At 40.4% G+C, this 19,106-nt stretch carries 17 protein-coding genes; 5 read left to right on the top strand and 12 right to left on the bottom strand.

Annotated features, from left to right (window positions below; genetic code table 11):
* Nucleotides 1-369: 369 nt before the first annotated feature.
* From QQL36_RS33470 to QQL36_RS35855, 6 genes are all read right to left on the bottom strand, one after another.
* On the bottom strand, nucleotides 370-1,056 hold the full coding sequence (locus QQL36_RS33470; protein WP_321568247.1) for a hypothetical protein: 687 nt from the start codon (nucleotides 1,054-1,056) through the stop codon (nucleotides 370-372).
* Nucleotides 1,053-1,469, bottom strand: a complete 417-nt coding sequence (locus QQL36_RS33475; RefSeq protein WP_321568248.1) for a hypothetical protein — start codon at nucleotides 1,467-1,469, stop codon at nucleotides 1,053-1,055. Before QQL36_RS33475 ends, QQL36_RS33470 begins: the two co-directional genes overlap by 4 nt.
* 697 nt (nucleotides 1,470-2,166) lie before the next feature.
* Entirely contained in the window at nucleotides 2,167-2,628 is a 462-nt protein-coding gene (locus QQL36_RS33480) for a transposase (RefSeq protein ID WP_321568249.1), read from the bottom strand.
* Nucleotides 2,629-2,860: 232 nt separating this feature from the next.
* A complete protein-coding gene (locus tag QQL36_RS33485; RefSeq protein WP_321568250.1) occupies nucleotides 2,861-3,193 on the bottom strand; it encodes a hypothetical protein in 333 nt (110 codons plus the stop codon).
* Nucleotides 3,193-4,455: an RHS repeat-associated core domain-containing protein gene (locus QQL36_RS33490; protein WP_321568251.1), complete on the bottom strand. Its 1,263-nt coding sequence runs from the start codon at nucleotides 4,453-4,455 to the stop codon at nucleotides 3,193-3,195. Before QQL36_RS33490 ends, QQL36_RS33485 begins: the two co-directional genes overlap by 1 nt.
* A 294-nt stretch (nucleotides 4,456-4,749) precedes the next feature.
* Nucleotides 4,750-5,004, bottom strand: a complete 255-nt coding sequence (locus QQL36_RS35855) for a transposase domain-containing protein (protein WP_415751044.1) — start codon at nucleotides 5,002-5,004, stop codon at nucleotides 4,750-4,752.
* Between QQL36_RS35855 and QQL36_RS33495 the strand changes: the two genes are divergently transcribed.
* Nucleotides 4,958-5,194, top strand: a complete 237-nt coding sequence (locus QQL36_RS33495) for a transposase domain-containing protein (RefSeq protein ID WP_321568252.1) — start codon at nucleotides 4,958-4,960, stop codon at nucleotides 5,192-5,194. The genes QQL36_RS35855 and QQL36_RS33495 overlap by 47 nt on opposite strands.
* A gap of 83 nt (nucleotides 5,195-5,277) precedes the next feature.
* Nucleotides 5,278-5,799: a hypothetical protein gene (locus QQL36_RS33500; protein WP_321568253.1), complete on the top strand. Its 522-nt coding sequence runs from the start codon at nucleotides 5,278-5,280 to the stop codon at nucleotides 5,797-5,799.
* Nucleotides 5,800-5,907: 108 nt separating this feature from the next.
* Here QQL36_RS33500 and QQL36_RS33505 read toward each other — a convergent pair whose 3' ends face one another.
* From QQL36_RS33505 to QQL36_RS33515, 3 genes are read right to left on the bottom strand one after another with little or no spacing between them, the layout of a single operon-like run.
* Nucleotides 5,908-6,645, bottom strand: coding sequence for a hypothetical protein (locus QQL36_RS33505; protein WP_321568254.1), 738 nt, complete (start codon nucleotides 6,643-6,645; stop codon nucleotides 5,908-5,910).
* Entirely contained in the window at nucleotides 6,645-8,006 is a 1,362-nt protein-coding gene (locus QQL36_RS33510) for an RHS repeat-associated core domain-containing protein (RefSeq protein ID WP_321568255.1), read from the bottom strand. The genes QQL36_RS33505 and QQL36_RS33510 overlap by 1 nt, the downstream gene beginning before the upstream one ends.
* Before the next feature lie 41 nt (nucleotides 8,007-8,047).
* Nucleotides 8,048-9,247: a hypothetical protein gene (locus QQL36_RS33515; RefSeq protein ID WP_321568256.1), complete on the bottom strand. Its 1,200-nt coding sequence runs from the start codon at nucleotides 9,245-9,247 to the stop codon at nucleotides 8,048-8,050.
* A gap of 14 nt (nucleotides 9,248-9,261) precedes the next feature.
* On the opposite strand from QQL36_RS33515, the gene QQL36_RS33520 reads away from it, so the two are divergent.
* The 3 genes from QQL36_RS33520 to QQL36_RS33530 all read left to right on the top strand — a co-directional run bounded on the left by QQL36_RS33520 (nucleotide 9,262) and on the right by QQL36_RS33530 (nucleotide 10,110).
* Complete coding sequence (locus tag QQL36_RS33520; protein ID WP_179091410.1) at nucleotides 9,262-9,555, top strand: transposase; 294 nt, start codon at nucleotides 9,262-9,264, stop codon at nucleotides 9,553-9,555.
* A gap of 232 nt (nucleotides 9,556-9,787) precedes the next feature.
* The gene (locus QQL36_RS33525) at nucleotides 9,788-9,925 is read left to right on the top strand and encodes a hypothetical protein (protein ID WP_321568257.1); all 138 of its coding nucleotides are present in this window, start codon (nucleotides 9,788-9,790) and stop codon (nucleotides 9,923-9,925) included.
* On the top strand, nucleotides 9,922-10,110 hold the full coding sequence (locus QQL36_RS33530) for a hypothetical protein (protein ID WP_143709220.1): 189 nt from the start codon (nucleotides 9,922-9,924) through the stop codon (nucleotides 10,108-10,110). Before QQL36_RS33525 ends, QQL36_RS33530 begins: the two co-directional genes overlap by 4 nt.
* 126 nt (nucleotides 10,111-10,236) lie before the next feature.
* Here the strand turns inward: QQL36_RS33530 and QQL36_RS33535 are convergent, their stop codons facing one another.
* Genes QQL36_RS33535 through QQL36_RS33545 form a run of 3 tightly spaced genes read right to left on the bottom strand, consistent with a single transcriptional unit; the run spans nucleotide 10,237 to nucleotide 19,104 of the window.
* Entirely contained in the window at nucleotides 10,237-10,920 is a 684-nt protein-coding gene (locus QQL36_RS33535; protein WP_083730585.1) for a hypothetical protein, read from the bottom strand.
* Between the two features lie 10 nt (nucleotides 10,921-10,930).
* Nucleotides 10,931-12,388, bottom strand: coding sequence for an RHS repeat-associated core domain-containing protein (locus tag QQL36_RS33540; RefSeq protein ID WP_321568258.1), 1,458 nt, complete (start codon nucleotides 12,386-12,388; stop codon nucleotides 10,931-10,933).
* Nucleotides 12,389-12,429: 41 nt separating this feature from the next.
* On the bottom strand, nucleotides 12,430-19,104 hold the full coding sequence (locus QQL36_RS33545; protein WP_321568259.1) for a hypothetical protein: 6,675 nt from the start codon (nucleotides 19,102-19,104) through the stop codon (nucleotides 12,430-12,432).
* Nucleotides 19,105-19,106 lie beyond the last annotated feature (2 nt).

Consider the following 19,106-nt stretch of genomic DNA (forward strand, 5'->3'; position numbering starts at 1 on the left):
CTACGTGGTGCTACATTCGTTGCGTTAGCAGCTCTTCTATGGAGTAAACGCTACCTATGATAAAGAGATGCTTAAAAGACTCGATGAACTCGAAGAACTTCCCATGGAAGAAAAACAACGCATCTTCCATTACATGGACCTCACTATTCGAGACTATAAAACTAAAAAAACTATACTCCCCATAAGCAGTAAACCCCAGCCATCGGTTGGGGTTTACTGCTTATGGGGAGTATAATTCACTCTAAACTTTCAAGATGATCATTAAATTCTTCCAACATTCCAAAAGGATAATAATCCTTTGCGCTCAACGCCTCCGCCTTGCAATGATTGATCAGCGCATGCTAACTCATGGCTGTTAACCGGTGCAGTTTATGCTGTGAGTTCCGAACTCTTTAATTTTATTATTTTCTTTTCTTGCTTATTAGCTTTTACCTGCTTTAGAAATCCCTCTCGATTATTTACTATTTTTTGTAGCCCTTGAAGCCAGTTGCCGGGTTTGCCAAATTTCCATTCAAATAAATCTGGCCTCCAATTTTGGAATGATTTATTCACTTCTTCCAAAACCTTTTTTATTGAAACCATATCATTAATATACAGTGCTGCAAAAATTTTTGCTTCCAATAGTTTTGCTTGCTGAACAGGGCTTGATTTTATTAGTATATATGAAAATTGGTTATTAATTGCGTCAAACAAATTTGACAAAGACACATCTCTGTCAAATGAAATTGGTATTTGTTTTATAGCACACTCTACTGCTTCTCGATAAAAGACACTATGCTTGATATATGGAATGTTAAACTGAAGCCCTCGCTTATTTTTTATTTCTTGAAGTATAATAGACTCTTCCAGACATTCTTTTTCGTTGGATTTCCATAAAGGATAGCAAACAAAGTATGGTCTATAATCATCGGCTCTTGGAAGTTTAAAAATCTCTACACCAGTTACAAATGGTCCAATCACCTTATACAATTTATTCTGCGCATATGGCGATAACCCCTGAAATTCTTTGGACCAATCATTTAAAATATCTTTCTTTATGCTATTTGATATTGTCATGGTTTTACTATTTGTGTTGGTAATCCAAAATTCCTTTGATATTTAAGCATTTGTTGTGTCATATTTAGCTGAGCGGGGGGCATTCCTGGATAACCAAACTTCCAGTCATAAATAATTCCATTTGCATTATCAAGAACATCTAAAACGCCTCGATTACCAAGGCCATTATTAAATGGTACTTTAAATTGAAGCCCTCTATCGCCAAAGATGTTTTGATATCTTTCCAAAAGAGCTGTAGCATATTCATGTTTTGCTGTTCCTGCAAATCTTCCGGTACCAACAATCGCAGCTTCTGCTTTAGTCGCCGCCTTTTGGACTAAATCAGCATTTGTAAGTGCATTACTCGCTACCCCCTCCAATACTGGCCTAGCTGTAGCCCGAAGGCCAGACACCATCTTAAGTACAGGTGGCAAAGGTACGAAATAAGATTCCAGTGGGAAATATTCGGCTGTACCAGGGTAAGCATTTCAATGATGAGTTTTTCGCTGCATAAATATACATTTCCTTTACTGTCTACTCCATGAACAGCCCAGTAAGCTGCACCGCGATCATAGGAATCATTTCCAATAACAGAACCTGTTTCAGGATTTCCATTCTCTCTAAAGTACTGATTCCTGTTTTGAGCGGTATACTCATCCCGTTCTTTGTAAGCGTAAGTATAGTTAACGTGTATATTCTTCTTAGACCCTAAACTATAGGCTATACCTCCTGTTTCTTCTGCAAATGCTCTTGCACCTTGTCTGGAACAAATACGTAAAAGGAATGAGCAGAGAGGATTAGAAAAGATTCAAAAGGACTCACCTAACTTGTCAATGCAAATTACAAATTAGGCCGGTTGTTTTAAAAACAACCGACCTAACATATTAATGCATTCAAATGATAACTGGTATTCTATCAACGACTTTTAATAACCGCTCTAACTCAACAATATATTGTTCATTCTTCGTCCTTTCTATCCCTTCCCTATGCAGCATAATTAATTCGGAGTTATTGCTTTTCCCCAGCATTTTTGCTATTATTATTCCGCGAATATGCCTCTCTGGATAAAGCCAACAATGAACTGAACTTTTATCTAAATTGGTATTGAAGATCTCATCTAATGACTGCCAATTAGCAAACCATAATATATTGCTCCTTTAATACGCCAATGGCCTTCTTTTTCTTCGTTTTATCTATTAGCACTTTGCTCACATGGAATACAGCATTGTCTTTTATTCGGTTAACGAACCATACTTTTGGGCTAGTCCATTTGGCAAAATGTTGATATATATTGTATGCTTTGTCAAAAACTATCCAACTGCCAGCTTTCAGCTTCAGATGATACAGGAACTTGCGGTCATGTTCCTTAGCGGGTGTTATCCGCAGGAATTCAGTAACCCCACTAAATGCATCCATCATCGCATGTACCTTTATACCTCCTTTTTTCCTCGAACCATCTAATCTGTTACGGCCGACTCCTTGTAGTATCTCACTAAACAAAGAAATCGTTGTACTGTCAATGATCTTCAGGTTCCTAATACTTAGTCCTTTCAGGCGGCTGTCCGATATAAATGAATGATATTTCTTCAGCAAGCTTGTTTTGCAGGTGTGTATCGTATCATGGCTGCATGGGTTTGGAAAAAAACCTTCAATATATAAGCACTTTTATAACAAAAAGTACGCCATATAATATTGATTAACAGTATTTTAATGATTATTCAGCAGACCCTAATTAAACTCTCAAAACTATTAAACGATCCCTTATTATATTTTAGGGAAAAGGGTCCGGTTAATAGTTTTGTTGACTTTCAGGTGAGCCCTTCAGCTATTTGGGCTCCCTAATCTTTTTCAAGGCTTTATCTAATAATTTATAATCATCCGGAGATTTTTTTCCTTCAACCACCATGTCTATCCATTTTGATTTTCCGTAAACAACCTTTATAAATTCGTAACCTTCTTCCGTCAAATCGGAGGCCATTATTTGGGTATCATCTGTAACCTCCTGATCAGCTGCAAGTATTGGATTATTTAACAATCCATTTGCTGTCAAGTAATCAATAAGACTTCGCAAATATTTATAAATTCTGGTCTTATCAAACTCATAATTTCTAGGCCTCTGAGTGTGCCAACTAGCTTTATCGATTATATAATCTTTCATTATTTACGTCTACTAAATTGTGTTACAATATCTTGAACCGGATATAATATACCTTTTTTACCAGGTGCTTTAATATATGTACCGCCTGCTGCTCTAATCCTTTCTTCTTTTGCCGCCTGAAGAGTTTTATCAGCAGTCAGACTGGTTACTTCCACTAAATTACTCACCTTTTTATCCATCACAACACTAAAATCAATTCTCCTTCCTGTTTCCGTAACAGGATCTTTAACAATTTTTCCATTTGCATCACGCAAATATCGTTCCCTCCAAATTTGTGCATCAGGATTTTGTTCTACCAGGCTATCAAATTCAGCTTCTTCTCTTGCTGTACCATCCACCTTATTTTTTATTGCTGCCGCTAATACAATTGTTGAAGAATTAAGTTTAAGGTTTACCGCATTGACAGCAACAGCCTCTCTGCTACTAGCAAAGGCTCCTCGGGGTGCTGCACCTGTACCACCAGATACACCATGTAATAATGTTGTTATTAGGGTCGCATTATCATAATAACCAGCGTAATCATCATTTATTCCAATACTCTCCGCTGATCTATTCAAAAGGCCAAAACTATAATTGCTAAGATTTCCATTTACAGAACCTGCAATTGTGGACATCGTTGCATTATATGCCACGCCTTGCCTATACCTTCCGGCCTCTGTCCAACCAGTAAGTCTACCTTCCTGTACAAATTGACACGCATCGCAAAATGCGGCTTGCATGTATTCCCACATATTCGTAGGAGCATGATCTGGCAAACTAAGCCAACCAGGCCAATCAGGCCACATTCCAAGCGCATCTATAAAAGTAACTGGGTTATTAGCCCCCAAAATATAAGGAGAATTATTTGGATAGTTCTTGGTTAATGGGTCAATAGACCAAAATTTCCCTACTCGAGAATCATATGCCCGAGCTTCAAAGGCAATCTGATTCCCCTCTCCCTTCACCTCATTATCATTCTCCTTCCCATTAAACCCATACCTATACCCTCCTGCATTATAGCTTCTACCAGGCTGTATCATTCCGAAAGGGTAATAATCCTGCGCAGACACTACATCTGCATTGTAATAATCTATCGTTGTACCATTTCCACTTACCTGTATTTTACGATCCGACACTGTAGCCAGAACATTACCCAAATGGTTCGTTAATTCAAAGAACTTCTTACCCCTCCTAAAAATAATATTTTTCCCCGTACCTAGTCCCGTAATATTCGTTGTTGCCTCAGCTGTCGTATCCTGTACATTGACAGTCATCGTGGCCATGCCCAACCGGCTACTTCCATACAAATGTGCCTCCGTCTGGCTTAAATCTCCACTGTTGATTGCTGTATCCCCATAATTGTAAACACTCAGCACATTTCCACCTGCATCACGTACATACCAGGTTTGAAGGCTATCTACCGTCTTGCTGATCCGATTCTAATCAGAACCTATTAAAATTGAAAAACGCTCCCATGTCAATCTTTTTTTTAGGATTATCCAACTTGCATTTTCATTGCAATTCGTGTGCCTCCGAGTATCCTAAAAAACCGTATTGTTTAGTTGCCTAATTTTGCTTTAATCCGTAGTGATGGATTCTGTTTTTTTCCACTTGTGGGGTAATAGTTTCCTGAGTTGGCCGGTAGTCATCTCGTTGATGTTATGACTAAACACTTCGCGGAGCCACTCATAAGGGTTTACATTATTAAGTTTGCAGGTAACCAGCAGCGAGTATAATAGGCCTGCTCTTTTGGCCGCTTCATGCGAGCCACAGAACAGGTAGTTTTTGCGTCCGATATTATGTAAAGCTTCACATAACCTTGGCAGACACAATTTTATGTTTGCTGGTTCTCATAATGGTGCAGAACATGCTGCAATTATTTATAGCTTGCTGGCCACCTGCAGGTTGCAGGGTATCAATCCTATCCATTGGCTCGATGATGTGCTGCGCAGAATAAATGAGCATCCCAAAGATAAACGAATAGAACTGTTACCTCAATATTGGAAGCCGGCCTGTGCCTGATCAGTAGATTAGTCCGCTTTTATCTTTTTCCCAAAATCATTAATCTTGCAATAGGAAATAACTTCTTAAATCCAATAATTACTATGGATAATATATCAGCACAGGAACAAACAGATATAAAAAAGATTGCTGCCATTAAGGCCGAGATAGAAAACGGCATGAATGATTTTGATTATGCAAATAACATAACTGATGAATTATACCGGTATCAGCCATTTATATTATCGACAATAATGGGGTATAAAATGGATGTTGCCATGGAAGACTTACCAGATCTGATTAACTTATATGTACTGATCTGGATTTTTTACAGAGACAGGAAGAATGTCCGTACGATAAAAATCACAGAGCAACAATATAGTAAGCAGGAATCCAGATTTGTAGCGATGCTGAAAAAGTATGAAACAACGATGTCTGCAGCGGCTAAAAATAAAATGATAGATGATGATCTAAATAGTTTTTCTTCTAAATCTCTGTATGCAATGTTAGTATCGGAGTGCCGGGAGAATAAAATACTGCATAGATTAAATCGTCAGTCAGGAGGTGCCGTATATGCAGGATACATTACCCTTTTAAAATGTTTTGACGAGATTATTGCGAAATAGTGTTAGCAAAGCAAAAATCCTCCTATCAAAATATCATCATTTTGATAGGAGGATTTTTTATAATCAATGACTCCCCTCGTTAGAGGTTTACTATCTTTCTAGAGTATTTCAAATAGTCATAATTTTCTCTCTTATATCTGATATTATTCTCAATATGTAATCCGGTATCTCATCGTGATCATATCTGTCCAATCCTACTAACCCTACCCATTTTAAACAAAGTCTTAAATATTCGATGAAAGATACATTTTTCGCAAATCCTAAGAGATTACTGTCTATTCTTTTCGTATGATGTAATTCTAATCCATAACCAATACCGCCACTTACATTTTCTTTTACGAATTCATCTGGAGAAATAAGTACTTTATACCCCTTTGTATTTTCGTTTATTCTATATTCCCAACGGTCTTGATTTACGTCAAAAAAAACGTAAAGTGGGTATATATAGATAGCATCTAAATAATAAGGGTTATCCCAGTTGCTAAAATTTCCTCTAAAATCAATTGTCCTTATATTCTTATAAAAATAGAGTAAAGAGTATGGTAGATATCCTTCCGGAAATATACCCTCTAAATTAAACAAATCGATTTTTTCTGTATTAGGATCAATGATATAATAATCAGGGTTCAGATCTTCTATATTTTCAAAAATATATCCATTTTCTTCCAATTCATTTCTAATAATTATGAAATTTTCTAATACTCTTTTCATACACTCATCTATTACTAACAAAACATCATCTATATAAGGTTTAGTTAGCGCCAAATCTCCTAGTTCTGCAATTTTTTGCCATACAATGTCTTCCTCCCCTTTTTTCATGTATTGTAAATAAAGTATATTCTCCATTATTCTTTGATTTTAGGTTTACGTTTACTCATTTTGGTATCAGTTGGTGTAGAATTTCTTCTCCTTAATTCTTCACAATTAGCGCAAAAAGGTCTACTCGGATCTATTGACGTTATTGTTAGTCCCCATCGCTTTGCATATTCATATACATTTACTTCTGCATGTTCACGCTCCAAATCCATAATTGGCACCAAAATTTCACCTGGTTTTAAACTCGCTCTTAATTCTTCCATAACACTTTTTTGGTCTATCATAGAAGAATTTATACCAATCAATCTAAAGTGCTTACCATCTAAATTCACAGCGTCTGCTACAGCAATAGTGACAATATTACGTTTTATATAATCAGATACATCCATGTTTTTTAAAATATCTTTAGCCCTATCCTTTGTCGATTGAGCACTAATATCTGACGAAAATAAGAGGTCTTGCGCAGTCCCTAAATTTGTCCATAATCTTGCTCTGGCAGATTGCTTATCCTGTTCAGTTAATTTATTTGGATCATTGGTAATACGCTCATATGGAAGGTTATTCTGTGGTACTTCATTTCCATCCTTACTCCCTGGCCCAGCATAATCTCCATTTGCAGGTTGAAATATATATGTTAATACGTTTGCTGCACCGTTAGCGATCTGAATTACAGTAAAAAGGGTGCTAATATTGAATCGACTAGGCTCAACCGGTGGCTCTTGTATTTCAGTAACAGTTCTGATTCTCCTAATAGTATAACTTTGGGTCGGCTTAATTACAGGAGCCGTTTTCGTCGGTGGATCTCCCAAATTTGGACCAGCACCATCCACATCTATTAGAATTATTGGTGAATTAGCCGCGAAACAATAGCTTGACTGATGGGGGTAGGTATTAAATAACGGATCCACACTCAAAAACCTCCCCACCCTTGGATCATACACCCTCATCCCATAATCCTGCTCATTCCCCTCTCCCTTCACCTCATTATCATTCTCCTTCCCATTAAACCCATACCTATACCCTCCAGCATTATAGCTTCTACCAGGCTGTATCATTCCGAAAGGGTAATAATCCTGCGCAGACACTACATCTGCATTGTAATAATCTATCGTTGTACCATTTCCACTTACCTGTATTTTACGATCCGACAACGTAGCCTGCACATTACCCAAATGGTTCGTTAATTCAAAGAACTTCTTACCCCTCCTAAAAATAATATTTTTCCCCGTACCTAGTCCCGTAATATTCGTTGTTGCCTCAGCTGTCGTATCCTGTACATTGACCGACATCGTGGCCATGCCCAAACGGCTGCTTCCATACAAATGTGCCTCCGTCTGGCTTAAATCTCCACTGTTGATTGCTGTATCACCATAATTATAAACACTCAGCACATTTCCGCCTGCATCTCGTACATACCAGGTTTGAAGGCTATCTACCGTCTTGCTGATCCGATTTCCCCCGCATCATAACTATAAGAAATTACCTTTCCATTATGCTTATATATACGCGCAATCTTACCATACAACGTCCATTTAATACTATCAACTCCGGCCCTGACATCGGAGAGTACATTACCTATACTATCATAAGCATAATTCCCGGCATCCTGATTATCTATATCATTCCCATAATAAGAAGAATCTACAGCATCTGTTACATAGCTCAGCTTATTAGTACCCGGACGATAATTATATACAAGGCTATCCATCGCCAATGGTGAACCTGCAAAAGTGTTATTCCCATGCCGTATATACGTCTGGATATTACCATTCCCATCATAGCTGATCGTTTCTTTAAAATCAGAAAGTGTTGCAAACGAATTGTTCCATGCATTCGTTAAACTGTCAAATCCCTTACAAGCCACCATCCCTTTGAGGCGATTAAGCACATCATATGAATATGTATACTCTAAGGGCTTACCTAGTAATGGAATATTCTGACTAATCGCTGCTATATTCCCATTAAACAACACCTTAATGCCGATCCCCGTAGCAAATGGGGTAACAGCAGAATTAATTGGTGTATAATCCCTCTTACCATAGTAATGAATACCAAATCCATACACATCCTTCGCAACCTGGCTACCACTGGATCCGTCACCTCCCATATCAAAAACTGGTGTAACGGCTGTGCTATTCACCCCTTTCAGCCAACCCTGCAATGTATATGCATAGTCAACACCCTGCACCTGCTGCTGCCCTAATACGGTACGTGAAAGTGGTCCATGCTTATAATATTCATAATAGGCTTCATTCTCCCAATAAATACTATCATGACTGGTCTCCACATTCGTCAACCTGTTCTCCGCATCATAACTATAACGATGATAAAATGCATCCTTCTCTCCTGGCTGATAACCTACCCAATTCACTTTTCCACTTATAAGATCATACTTATACTGAATCTTTTTAAATCGGTTATACAACCGCGACATGGTCCCGCCCTTATAATCCTGCAACAGCGTACCCACATTCCCATGTATGTCATAACTATAGAATGTTGCCGTAGCAAAATTCATCGAATCCTGCGCCCCAGATGTATTAAAATACGAGGACCAGGAAACACGGTTTCTCAGGTTCTCCTGCGTCAAATAGGTACCCGATATCGGGGTATACGCTGTATCATAATCCAAGTACAGCTCATCCGTTGATTTGTGTAGACAACCTAAGAATTGTACTTTTAAGACCCAAGTGCTTTAAAGCCGCGGGAGTACCCAAAGAAAGATATAAACATAAAACTAAAATTGAACTGGCGATAGATATTGTAAAGCACCAGATAGAGATAGGCACCCGCTTTGATTTTTTAGGAGCAGATGGGTTATATGGCAACAGTCATCAGTTCAGGAAAGAAATGGATAATATGGAAGTACTGTTTATGCTGTACATTCATAGTGATCAGCATGTATATTCATGCGCCTCCAACCCTTCATCTTCCAGATAAGCAGGGAGTGAGAGGAGAATGCCAACCAGATATAAGGCTGAAGACAAAGCAGAAGACGTGAAAGATTTATGTCCGGCGAAAGGATCAACAAAGTGGAAGAAGATCCGATGGAGAAAAACGGGTAAGGGTGATTTGGTATGTATGAGATATGTGCAGAAAGTATATCTGTGGGATGGCGAATCAGCCGACTATGAGCAACGATTATTAATCATCAGCGCCACCAAAATGAGCAATGGAAATTCTGGAATACAAATATGCCTTAAGTAATGCAACAGATGGGGAGTTTGAAGTGGAAGAATTAGCACGGATGCAATCGCAGGAATATTATACTAACGCTGATTCCGGGATGCTAAACAAGAAGCAGGGATGAGTGACTACCAGGCCAGAGGCTGGCTGGCGTGGCATCACCATATGGGATTAGTGATGATGGCGCTTCATTTTATACTCAGTGAAAAGATCTTGTTCAGAAATGAGTATCCATTATTAAGTGCTTATGACATAAGAGAGATCATGATACGTGCTTATGCAAAGAAAACTATAATGCACAAAACGTAATGGAACAAATACGTAAAAGGCATGAGCAGAGAGGATTAGAAAAGATTCAAAAGGACTCATCTAACTTGTCAATGCACAAATTAGGCCGGTTGTTTTTAAAACAACCGACCTAACATATTAATGCATTCAAATGATAACTGGTATTCTATCTACAATTTTTAATAATCGCTCAAACTCAACAATATATTGTTCATTCGTGACCCTTTCCATCCCTTTCGTATGCAACCTAATTAATTCGGAGGTATTGCTTTTCCCCAACATTTTTGCAATTATTATTCCACGAATATGCCTCTCTGGATAAAGCCAACAATGAACTGAACTTTTATCTAAATTGGTATTAAAGATCTCATCTAATGACTGCCAATTAGCAAACCGTTCAATGTATGGTAAAGCTACTCCTTCAAAATATTTTAATAAAGCATTAGCAGTTGCATCCGGGTTTAATTCATCGAAGAATATTTTCAACTCATTATTTCTACTCAGATATTCGCCTGTAGGGTTGGCTATTATTTCAGCGATACTATTCCCGATTGTATAGAGACTATTTAGCTCAAGACCTCTGCTGGATATTTCCTCACATACTTTTTCGATCTCAATATTTTGTAAACATACATGTGGCTCTATCCTGATGCCAACGTCACGAGTGCCAGGATTGAGTCCATCATAAGCAATCAATCGATAATAACCTTTAAAATATTTGTCCTGCTGTTTAATAAACCAATGACGTCCAAAAGACTTTTTAAACCCAAAACGAGACATCTCTGGTTCCATTTTTGTCATTATAGCTTTAACTACTTCTTTCTTATTCATAAATAATAATTTAATGACTAATAATATATCCACTCCCGTCTGGATTCCATCTATATTCTGACAAGACCACCTTAGAAGGGTCAACCTTTATATCATTCAATTTTGCTCCTTCTGCAACTTCTCCTGTCATCTTACTCATTTGCTTTTCAAGAAAAAACAATTTTTGTCCATTGCTGAGTACTGAAGTATTGAACTTTGATTCCCCTACCTCCAGCACATTACCAATTGCATCAGTAACCACGGCATCGGCACGCATACCACCACCAAACATCTTAAAATACACCTGTTTGGTTATTGTAACATTCTGACCAGCATATTTAGCCGTTAGTGCCTCAAACATCAAATTTTCCCCCGTCACACCTGCTTGACCCGGGGTTAGTCCGCTGAATGGATTAGCCGTTAATTTAATTAAAGATACTCCTCCTTCGATGGTCATCAATACATTTGCCGTAACCTCAGCTCCGGCCTGCGTATATCTTAACCCATTATAACCAGGCAAATCATGCAAAAGCCCCTTATAGCTTTCCTTGTCATATGGAGTAGCTGTATAACCAGTGGCTCTCTTCCTTATTTCGTCCTCAACGACAGGTGATGCAGATGCATATTTCATTAATGTGACATAATCACGATCTTTCCTGGTTATAAGACCAAATAAACTCGTTTCTGTCAAACCACTCCGGCTATCTGGCCTCCATGGAAAAAACTCAACTGATTTTTCAAAAGTAGATGCCCCCCCTTTAGAATAACGGGTTGGCATTCGTACCTCTAACTCATGTGTATGGTGAAAAAACCTGTCAGGACCATTTTCTTTTACAATGACTACCATTGCAGATGACTTACCAGTCCTCACTCCATTGGCTCCCAGATACGAGGTAGTAAAGTAATGAAAATGAATTTCGTCATTACCATCCGGATCGAGATTATTAACAGGATTGTCTCCGGCAAACTGGTAGGTACTTATCCATGGTTTTACTATAGGGTCAGTAGAACCCCAGATACCAATACGCGGATCATAAACTCTATTTTGATAGCTTAACTCATTCCCCTCTCCCTTCACCTCATTATCATTCTCCTTCCCATTAAACCCATACCTATACCCTCCAGCATTATAGCTTCTACCAGGCTGTATCATTCCGAAAGGGTAATAATCCTGCGCAGACACTACATCTGCATTGTAATAATCTATCGTTGTACCATTTCCACTTACCTGTATTTTACGATCCGACAACGTAGCCTGCACATTACCCAAATGGTTCGTTAATTCAAAGAACTTCTTACCCCTCCTAAAAATAATATTTTTCCCCGTACCTAGTCCCGTAATATTCGTTGTTGCCCCTGCTGTCGTATCCTGTACATTGACCGACATCGTGGCCATGCCCAACCGGCTGCTTCCATACAAATGTGCCTCCGTCTGGCTTAAATCTCCACTGTTGATTGCTGTATCACCATAATTGTAAACACTCAGCACATTTCCGCCTGCATCCCGTACATACCAGGTTTGAAGGCTATCTACCGTCTTGCTGATCCGATTACCCCCGCATCATAACTATAAGAAATTACCTTTCCATTATGCTTATATATACGCGCAATCTTACCATACACAGTCCATTTAATACTATCAACTCCGGCCCTGACATCGGAGAGTACATTACCTATACTATCATAAGCATAATTCCCGGCATCCTGATTATCTATATCATTCCCATAATAAGAAGAATCTACCGCATCTGTTACATAGCTCAGCTTATTAGTACCCGGACGATAATTATATACAAGGCTATCCATCGCCAATGGTGAACCTGCAAAAGTGTTATTCCCATGCCGTACATACGTCTGGATATTACCATTCCCATCATAGCTGATCGTTTCTTTAAAATCAGAAAGTGTTGCAAACGAATTGTTCCATGCATTCGTTAAACTGTCAAATCCCTTACAAGCCACCATCCCTTTGAGGCGATTAAGCACATCATATGAATATGTATACTCTAAGGGCTTACCTAGTAATGGAATATTCTGACTAATCGCTGCTATATTCCCATTAAACAACACCTTTATACCGATTCCCGTAGCAAATGGAGTGACAGCAGAATTAATTGGTGTATAATCCCTCCTACCATAGTAATGAATACCAAATCCATACACATCTTTCGCAACCTGGCTACCACTGGATCCGTCACCTCCCATATCAAAAACTGGTGTAACGGCTGTGCTATTAACACCTTTCAGCCAACCCTGCAATGTATATGCATAGTCAATACCCTGCACCTGCTGCTGCCCTAATACGGTACGTGAAAGTGGTCCATGCTTATAATATTCATAATAGGCTTCATTCTCCCAATAAATACTATCATGACTGGTCTCAACATTCGTCAACCTGTTCTCTGCATCATAACTATAACGATGATAAAATGCATCCTTCTCTCCTGGCTGATAGCCTACCCAATTCACTTTTCCACTTATAAGATCATACTTATAATGAATCTTTTTAAATCGGTTATACAACCGCGACATGGTTCCGCCCTTATAATCCTGCAACAGCGTACCCACATTCCCATGTATGTCATAACTATAGAATGTTGCCGTAGCAAAGTTCATCGAATCCTGCGCCCCAGAGGTATTAAAATACGAGGACCAGGAAACACGGTTTCTCAGGTTCTCCTGCGTCAAATAGGTACCCGATATCGGGGTATACAATGTATCATAAGTAGTTTGGACAATCTGGGTACGAGTCCCTCTGGCAGCACTCATCCACGCAGAAAGACCTGCCTCACTCCGACTGACATCATTCGTCATCGCTGTCGAACTCGTAATCTCCCCCACCTCGCTAATACGTCCTAATCCATCATAGCTGGTATAACTATATGCATTTACACCTATCTGCTTTGCATTCTGAGAAATAACCAACCGTCCTAAGCGGTCATACCAGAAATTAGACACTCCTCCATCCGGCGTCTGCTGTGATATCACCTGGTTCAGCGTATTATACCGATACTCCGTCGCCTGCGTATGCGCAGGCACATAAGTGCTACCTGATGCCCGTGCTGCTGCCAACGCAGCCCGCCAGGAAGCGGCCCGGTTGATCACTACACCTGAAGGTGGTACCGTCCTCACCAGGTTACCCGCCTGATCATAATAGTACAAAGTATAATGATACTCACTTGTGGCATAAGACATCGTAAACAACTCACGTTCTCCCCCAGCGAACGCTGTATCCCTGTATAATTTATCAAAACTGTTCTTTAATGAATCTCGATACGAATTGTATTTTTCATATGCTAACGTATATGCAAAGAAAGCCGTGTCTGAACAATTGGTAATGGAATCATTGACCGTACCAAAGATAGCTGTCGACTTACCACACAACAGATCTCCATCGTAAGAAGTATAACTAACATACTCGCATATATCAGTCGTACTACTACAAGCTCTCTGAATAATACTATTCAGCTGCGCCTTTCTATAAGACCAGCCCATCTGCTCATTTACATATGCAGTAAACTCTTCACAACGACTGGCTGTATAGGTGACATTTATATACGGTGGCTCAACATCATAATCTATAGTCGTACTGTTGTTCCAGAATATAATGGACTTCAGGTCCTTACTCTCTGTATCCTCATCACTTAACCTAAGCCGCATGCCATAATTCGTACCGTTCAGATAGGCACTGAACAAATCTTTCACCAGGTTCGTACACTCCTGATCTGTATAATCACTATTACTATATCCTATTGGGAAAGGACCAATGGTAACCCTGTTCACTTCTGTTACCGCTGGCTGATTTGCCCAGGTAGTACTATCCACTGTCACCGGCCCTAATAAACGTTCAAAATATCCATATAATTCACTGGACGTAGAGTTCCTATGTGCACTGTCAGGATTCGAATTATACAATTCTATCTGCTCAGGCTTAGCAAATAAATTCAACGTCGCGTTAGTGATGCTGGCATCCCTTGCCAATACGCTCAAATTAAATATCGCATTGTCACGAAGGTTATAATAAATACTTGATCCATTCCAGGAGGTAGATCCCACCACAGCAGCCAGAGAATATACGGATGTAGACGCAGGCGTGAATGAGTAAATATGCTTTACCGTTGACAATGGTACCTGCTTTGTCAACGTCAGCGTATCTCCGTCTGCCGCCGGATGCGAGGCCAGGAAATCTACTGCCAGGTTCTTTAACGTGGTACAGGTATCTGATGAACCTGAACTCCGTGCCTCGCTGGATGATGCCTTTGCCAGTGTCACCGATGTACAATTGTCAATAAAGTCCAGGTATTCCCACGCCTCTTTTGCAAAGCCCAGCTTTACATTCATGTAGTTAACAAAGAACCGGTTCTTCTGCTGCTGAATGGTATCCCCTTCTTCCCTGGTGGGTACGGATGTTGGATAAGCACGCAGGAACTGGTTGTAAAAGGTATCGACCACTGCACAGGTAACACAAATCTCACCCGTATTACACTGTAATGCAGGTGGAATGGTAACAGCATTCTCCAGGCTTACACAGGTGTTGCTACTATTGCTACAGGAATTTAATAAGGCTGTGAGATCAGCATCCGTCATACTAATACCACGGGTACGGTTCACATAAGTAGCAAAACTAGTATCTGTATCTGTTGCATGGAGCGTGTATTCTGTATACAGTGAATTCAGTTTCGCACACTGACAACTATCAGGTTTGCTGGTGAGCGTGATATCATAATACGCCGGCTGCGCATCGTAGGCCGCCGGGTACGTAATCATGTATTCATTACACTCATACGGATTGGTAATACTATGGGTTGAATTGTATTCTGCCAGTACTGCTTCGAAACTTGCATAGGCATAAGTGCTGCCATCAGATATTGTACTTGACCCAAATGGATGTGCAGTATCAGAACCTTGCTTACATACCTCTACCAGTTTTGGGATGATCACCCCATACAAATCCGCTGAATCATACTTACAGCTTGCCAGGTTTTTCACCCACTCCGCTATATAACTCCGGCAGTTCTGTGCATAAGACGTATCCATCGCTACCCGGACAGCGTCTTCAGCTGCCTGTATACCCGCTGCCGTAGTTGCACTGGCGTAAGACGGCGCACTGGAACTCAGCGCACTGGCTGCTGTATTGAAGATAGGCTGGTAGCCGGAATCTATCAACTGGGAAGCCGTTACTGTACAGGACGATTTATCAATGATGGAATCAAGTATATGATGCTTGGCATTGATGTACATCTCCCTGAAATTGCGCCATTGCATATCCAGGTCCGCTGTACAATTAGTACTGGCAGTATAAGCAGATTTTATTGTGCTATATGAATCATAACAGGAATTGGTTGAATCCACGCATTTCACCATCCCTGCCGCTATGGTATACATCGTGTACCCCGTTTTCTTATAATTGGTCCCTATCTGGTAGCGCAACTGTGTAACAAGCGTGGTATTTGTATAAATTGGATCCTGCTTGTCCTGATGCAGGTTAAACGTGTTAACAGTACCGTCAGCCAACCCCACAGGGTTCATATACCCTTTTGCATTAGCTGAATCATAGGTATCTACTTTTCTGGCTACCTCATCCCAGTCATAACTATCCTTATATATTAAATAAGTGAGGTATTTACAATACTCCGGATGGAATTTCAGCAATGCATCTGCCCATGAAGTTTTGAATTTATTGGCGAATTGCTCCGGTGAAAGGTCCTGAGGAATTACCCATGCCCCAGTCAGCTCATCATACACAGTATCCCGCTTGCCATTCTCATCCAGGTAGATGACAGAATCCCGCTGGTAAGGAGGCAGTACCGTTTCATCCTTATTATAGAAGATGGAAAATATTGCCAGCGAATCATCAGCTACTGCATACTGACCTGAAGGTGGCGTCACGTCTGCCAACATCTGCGTCAATACATCTGTGGCAGGAGATACACTGTCACATAGTGCATTACAGGCATCTACCGCCTCTTCATAGGCGATATAAGCCGCATCTCTGTAGGAAGCAGAATCAGTTGCGGAAATGCTACCTAATGTCATATACTCCGTCCGGAAGGTATCCCAGCTACCAATATTGGCAAAGCAGGCCTGGCAGTCAGGTATACACTCTGTACTACTTTGTACAGTCGCTTCATCACTGATATAACCCGCAAGGGTTTTGCAAAGATTCTTTTGCAGGAAGATGCTGTCCTTGTAATACCCCAGCGCCGCGGTGTTAATACTGAGTGTCTTAGTTATTTCATAGGTACCACGGGGAAGATGTATGGTAAATGAATCAGCGATTTGCTGTGCAGTCGCATTCGCTACAGGATCTGACCCTGTTGTGTAATTATGTAATTCCTTTACGTATGCAGCACCACCCAGCCGTTGATTATTCGCATCGTCTGTGATCGTAATGGTTACATCATACCATATATTGTATTTTACGGAATCATTATTACAATCAGGAATGGTCAGGGTGGGGGTATTTAGCTTGTAGCGGAAAGTATAATCAGCTTCAATGGGTACCAGCTGACTCTTTGTGGTCTGCAGCGAGAGATCCTTCAATACATTGCTGGTCTTACCAGACAAGGTATCGACATAAGTCAGTGAAGTAATGCCTGATAATGCTGAAAGACCGGCACTGTCCGCCCCTCCTGCCAATGCTGTGGCAATGGTACGCCCATGCATATCGACATACGTTACTGACAACTGGCCATTGGCATCCTGTACCGCGTTTTTAAAGTAATGTGATTTATCACCTACATCTGTACCAAACAGGAGATCTAATTCATTCTGTCCGGGCGCACCATAGTAATACCGGGTCTCATGGTTGCTCCCCAATTTATATACCGGACCCACCCCACTCTTTCTGCTTATTCTGCCTGTATTATCAGGTGTATATTCCGTTTGCACAAAGGCATACCCACCACCCACAGGCAGGTACTTGTTCATGCCTTCATTCTTCAGCGGATTATTGGCAGAGTAATACTGATTCGTACCAGTTAATACAGACATACTATCTGCTCCACCCGTCAGGTAATCTTCGGCTGTAGATAAAGAATCGTACATATTCTTATCATACTCCACCCCTCCTGCCGCTGTATTAAATTTCTGAAAATACCTGATGGCCGTATTTAATGTGGGCGAAGGCAAGATAGCTATGGCGGGTCGTCCCTGGTAATCGTACATTGTTTCTGCCACCAGTGCCGTATTGGTACTGTTATCTTTCGTGACAGTCTGCCGGCCCCGCATACTACCATCAAAGTATTGTACCACTACTTTTCGCTTACCATCTTCGGCATATTGGATGGAAGACTGCCAGTTGAGCGAACGCTCATGCCCCCTGTAATAAAACTTTCCTAAACCAGTCAAATAGTTAGAGCTCCACAGGGTTTCCATACGCACATAATTATCCCGCTCCTGTACGGACCTGACACGATAAAACAAATATCCCGGTTCATCGTACATGAGCGGTATATTATAGGTAGTACCTGTAACGGTTACGCGGGTGGCATTATTCGTAAACAAAGACTCCGTATCAAGCGGAGTACCATAACGGTACAATGCAGTAGAATCGATGTATGTCCATTCAAGATCGTAATCATCTGCTCCCTGTACGGCAGACCAGGTTACCGTCAGCTCATCGCTGGTATCTGACAATGCGGCACTGTTATCACTTACACTATCCACGGCATCCGTACAGGCTATTTTATACACCGGGTGTACATCCAGTTCATTTTCCAGCAACAGTGCCGGTAGAATATCCTTACTGGCCGTGGAGGTGATACTAACCACCCTGATAGTGACCTTATGTGCATTGTTGAATGCAAAGCTGCTCCTGCTGGTATATGACGCGCTTGTCTTATTATAATCAAGCGTAAGCGTCTGGGTAAGTGAATCCTCTGTCAGATCAGCCTTGGTGTAAATTATCCGCACATCCACAGCTGCTGTAAATTCTGAAGGAAGGTACAGGGTGGAATATTCATTAATCCTGAGGGTAACAATATTCCTTACACTATAAGGTGTATCCAGTTTTGGTTGTATTTCTTTATCAAAGTATCCTTCATCCTTTACACTCACGTTGGCACCTACCACTATCTGGCCTGAGCTGCCATCCAATACTTCTTTAATAACGGTTACTGTCTGTGCCTGTCCTTTCATGGACATCGCCATTAACAGGAACAGCATACACCATATGCCTTGATATTGCTGCAATAGTTTTTGCATGG

Source organism: Chitinophaga sp. LS1 (assembly GCF_034274695.1).
Lineage (GTDB): Bacteria > Bacteroidota > Bacteroidia > Chitinophagales > Chitinophagaceae > Chitinophaga.

Coding starts and splice junctions, on each gene's coding strand:
- QQL36_RS33545 (WP_321568259.1), bottom strand. CDS start 19,104: ATGCAAAAACTATTGCAGCAATATCAAGGCATATGGTGTATGCTGTTC.
- QQL36_RS33470 (WP_321568247.1), bottom strand. CDS start 1,056: ATGACAATATCAAATAGCATAAAGAAAGATATTTTAAATGATTGGTCC.
- QQL36_RS33505 (WP_321568254.1), bottom strand. CDS start 6,645: ATGGAGAATATACTTTATTTACAATACATGAAAAAAGGGGAGGAAGAC.
- QQL36_RS33485 (WP_321568250.1), bottom strand. CDS start 3,193: ATGAAAGATTATATAATCGATAAAGCTAGTTGGCACACTCAGAGGCCT.
- QQL36_RS33535 (WP_083730585.1), bottom strand. CDS start 10,920: ATGAATAAGAAAGAAGTAGTTAAAGCTATAATGACAAAAATGGAACCA.
- QQL36_RS33490 (WP_321568251.1), bottom strand. CDS start 4,455: ATGGCCACGATGACTGTCAATGTACAGGATACGACAGCTGAGGCAACA.
- QQL36_RS33530 (WP_143709220.1), top strand. CDS start 9,922: ATGAGTGACTACCAGGCCAGAGGCTGGCTGGCGTGGCATCACCATATG.
- QQL36_RS33525 (WP_321568257.1), top strand. CDS start 9,788: ATGGAAATTCTGGAATACAAATATGCCTTAAGTAATGCAACAGATGGG.
- QQL36_RS33500 (WP_321568253.1), top strand. CDS start 5,278: ATGGATAATATATCAGCACAGGAACAAACAGATATAAAAAAGATTGCT.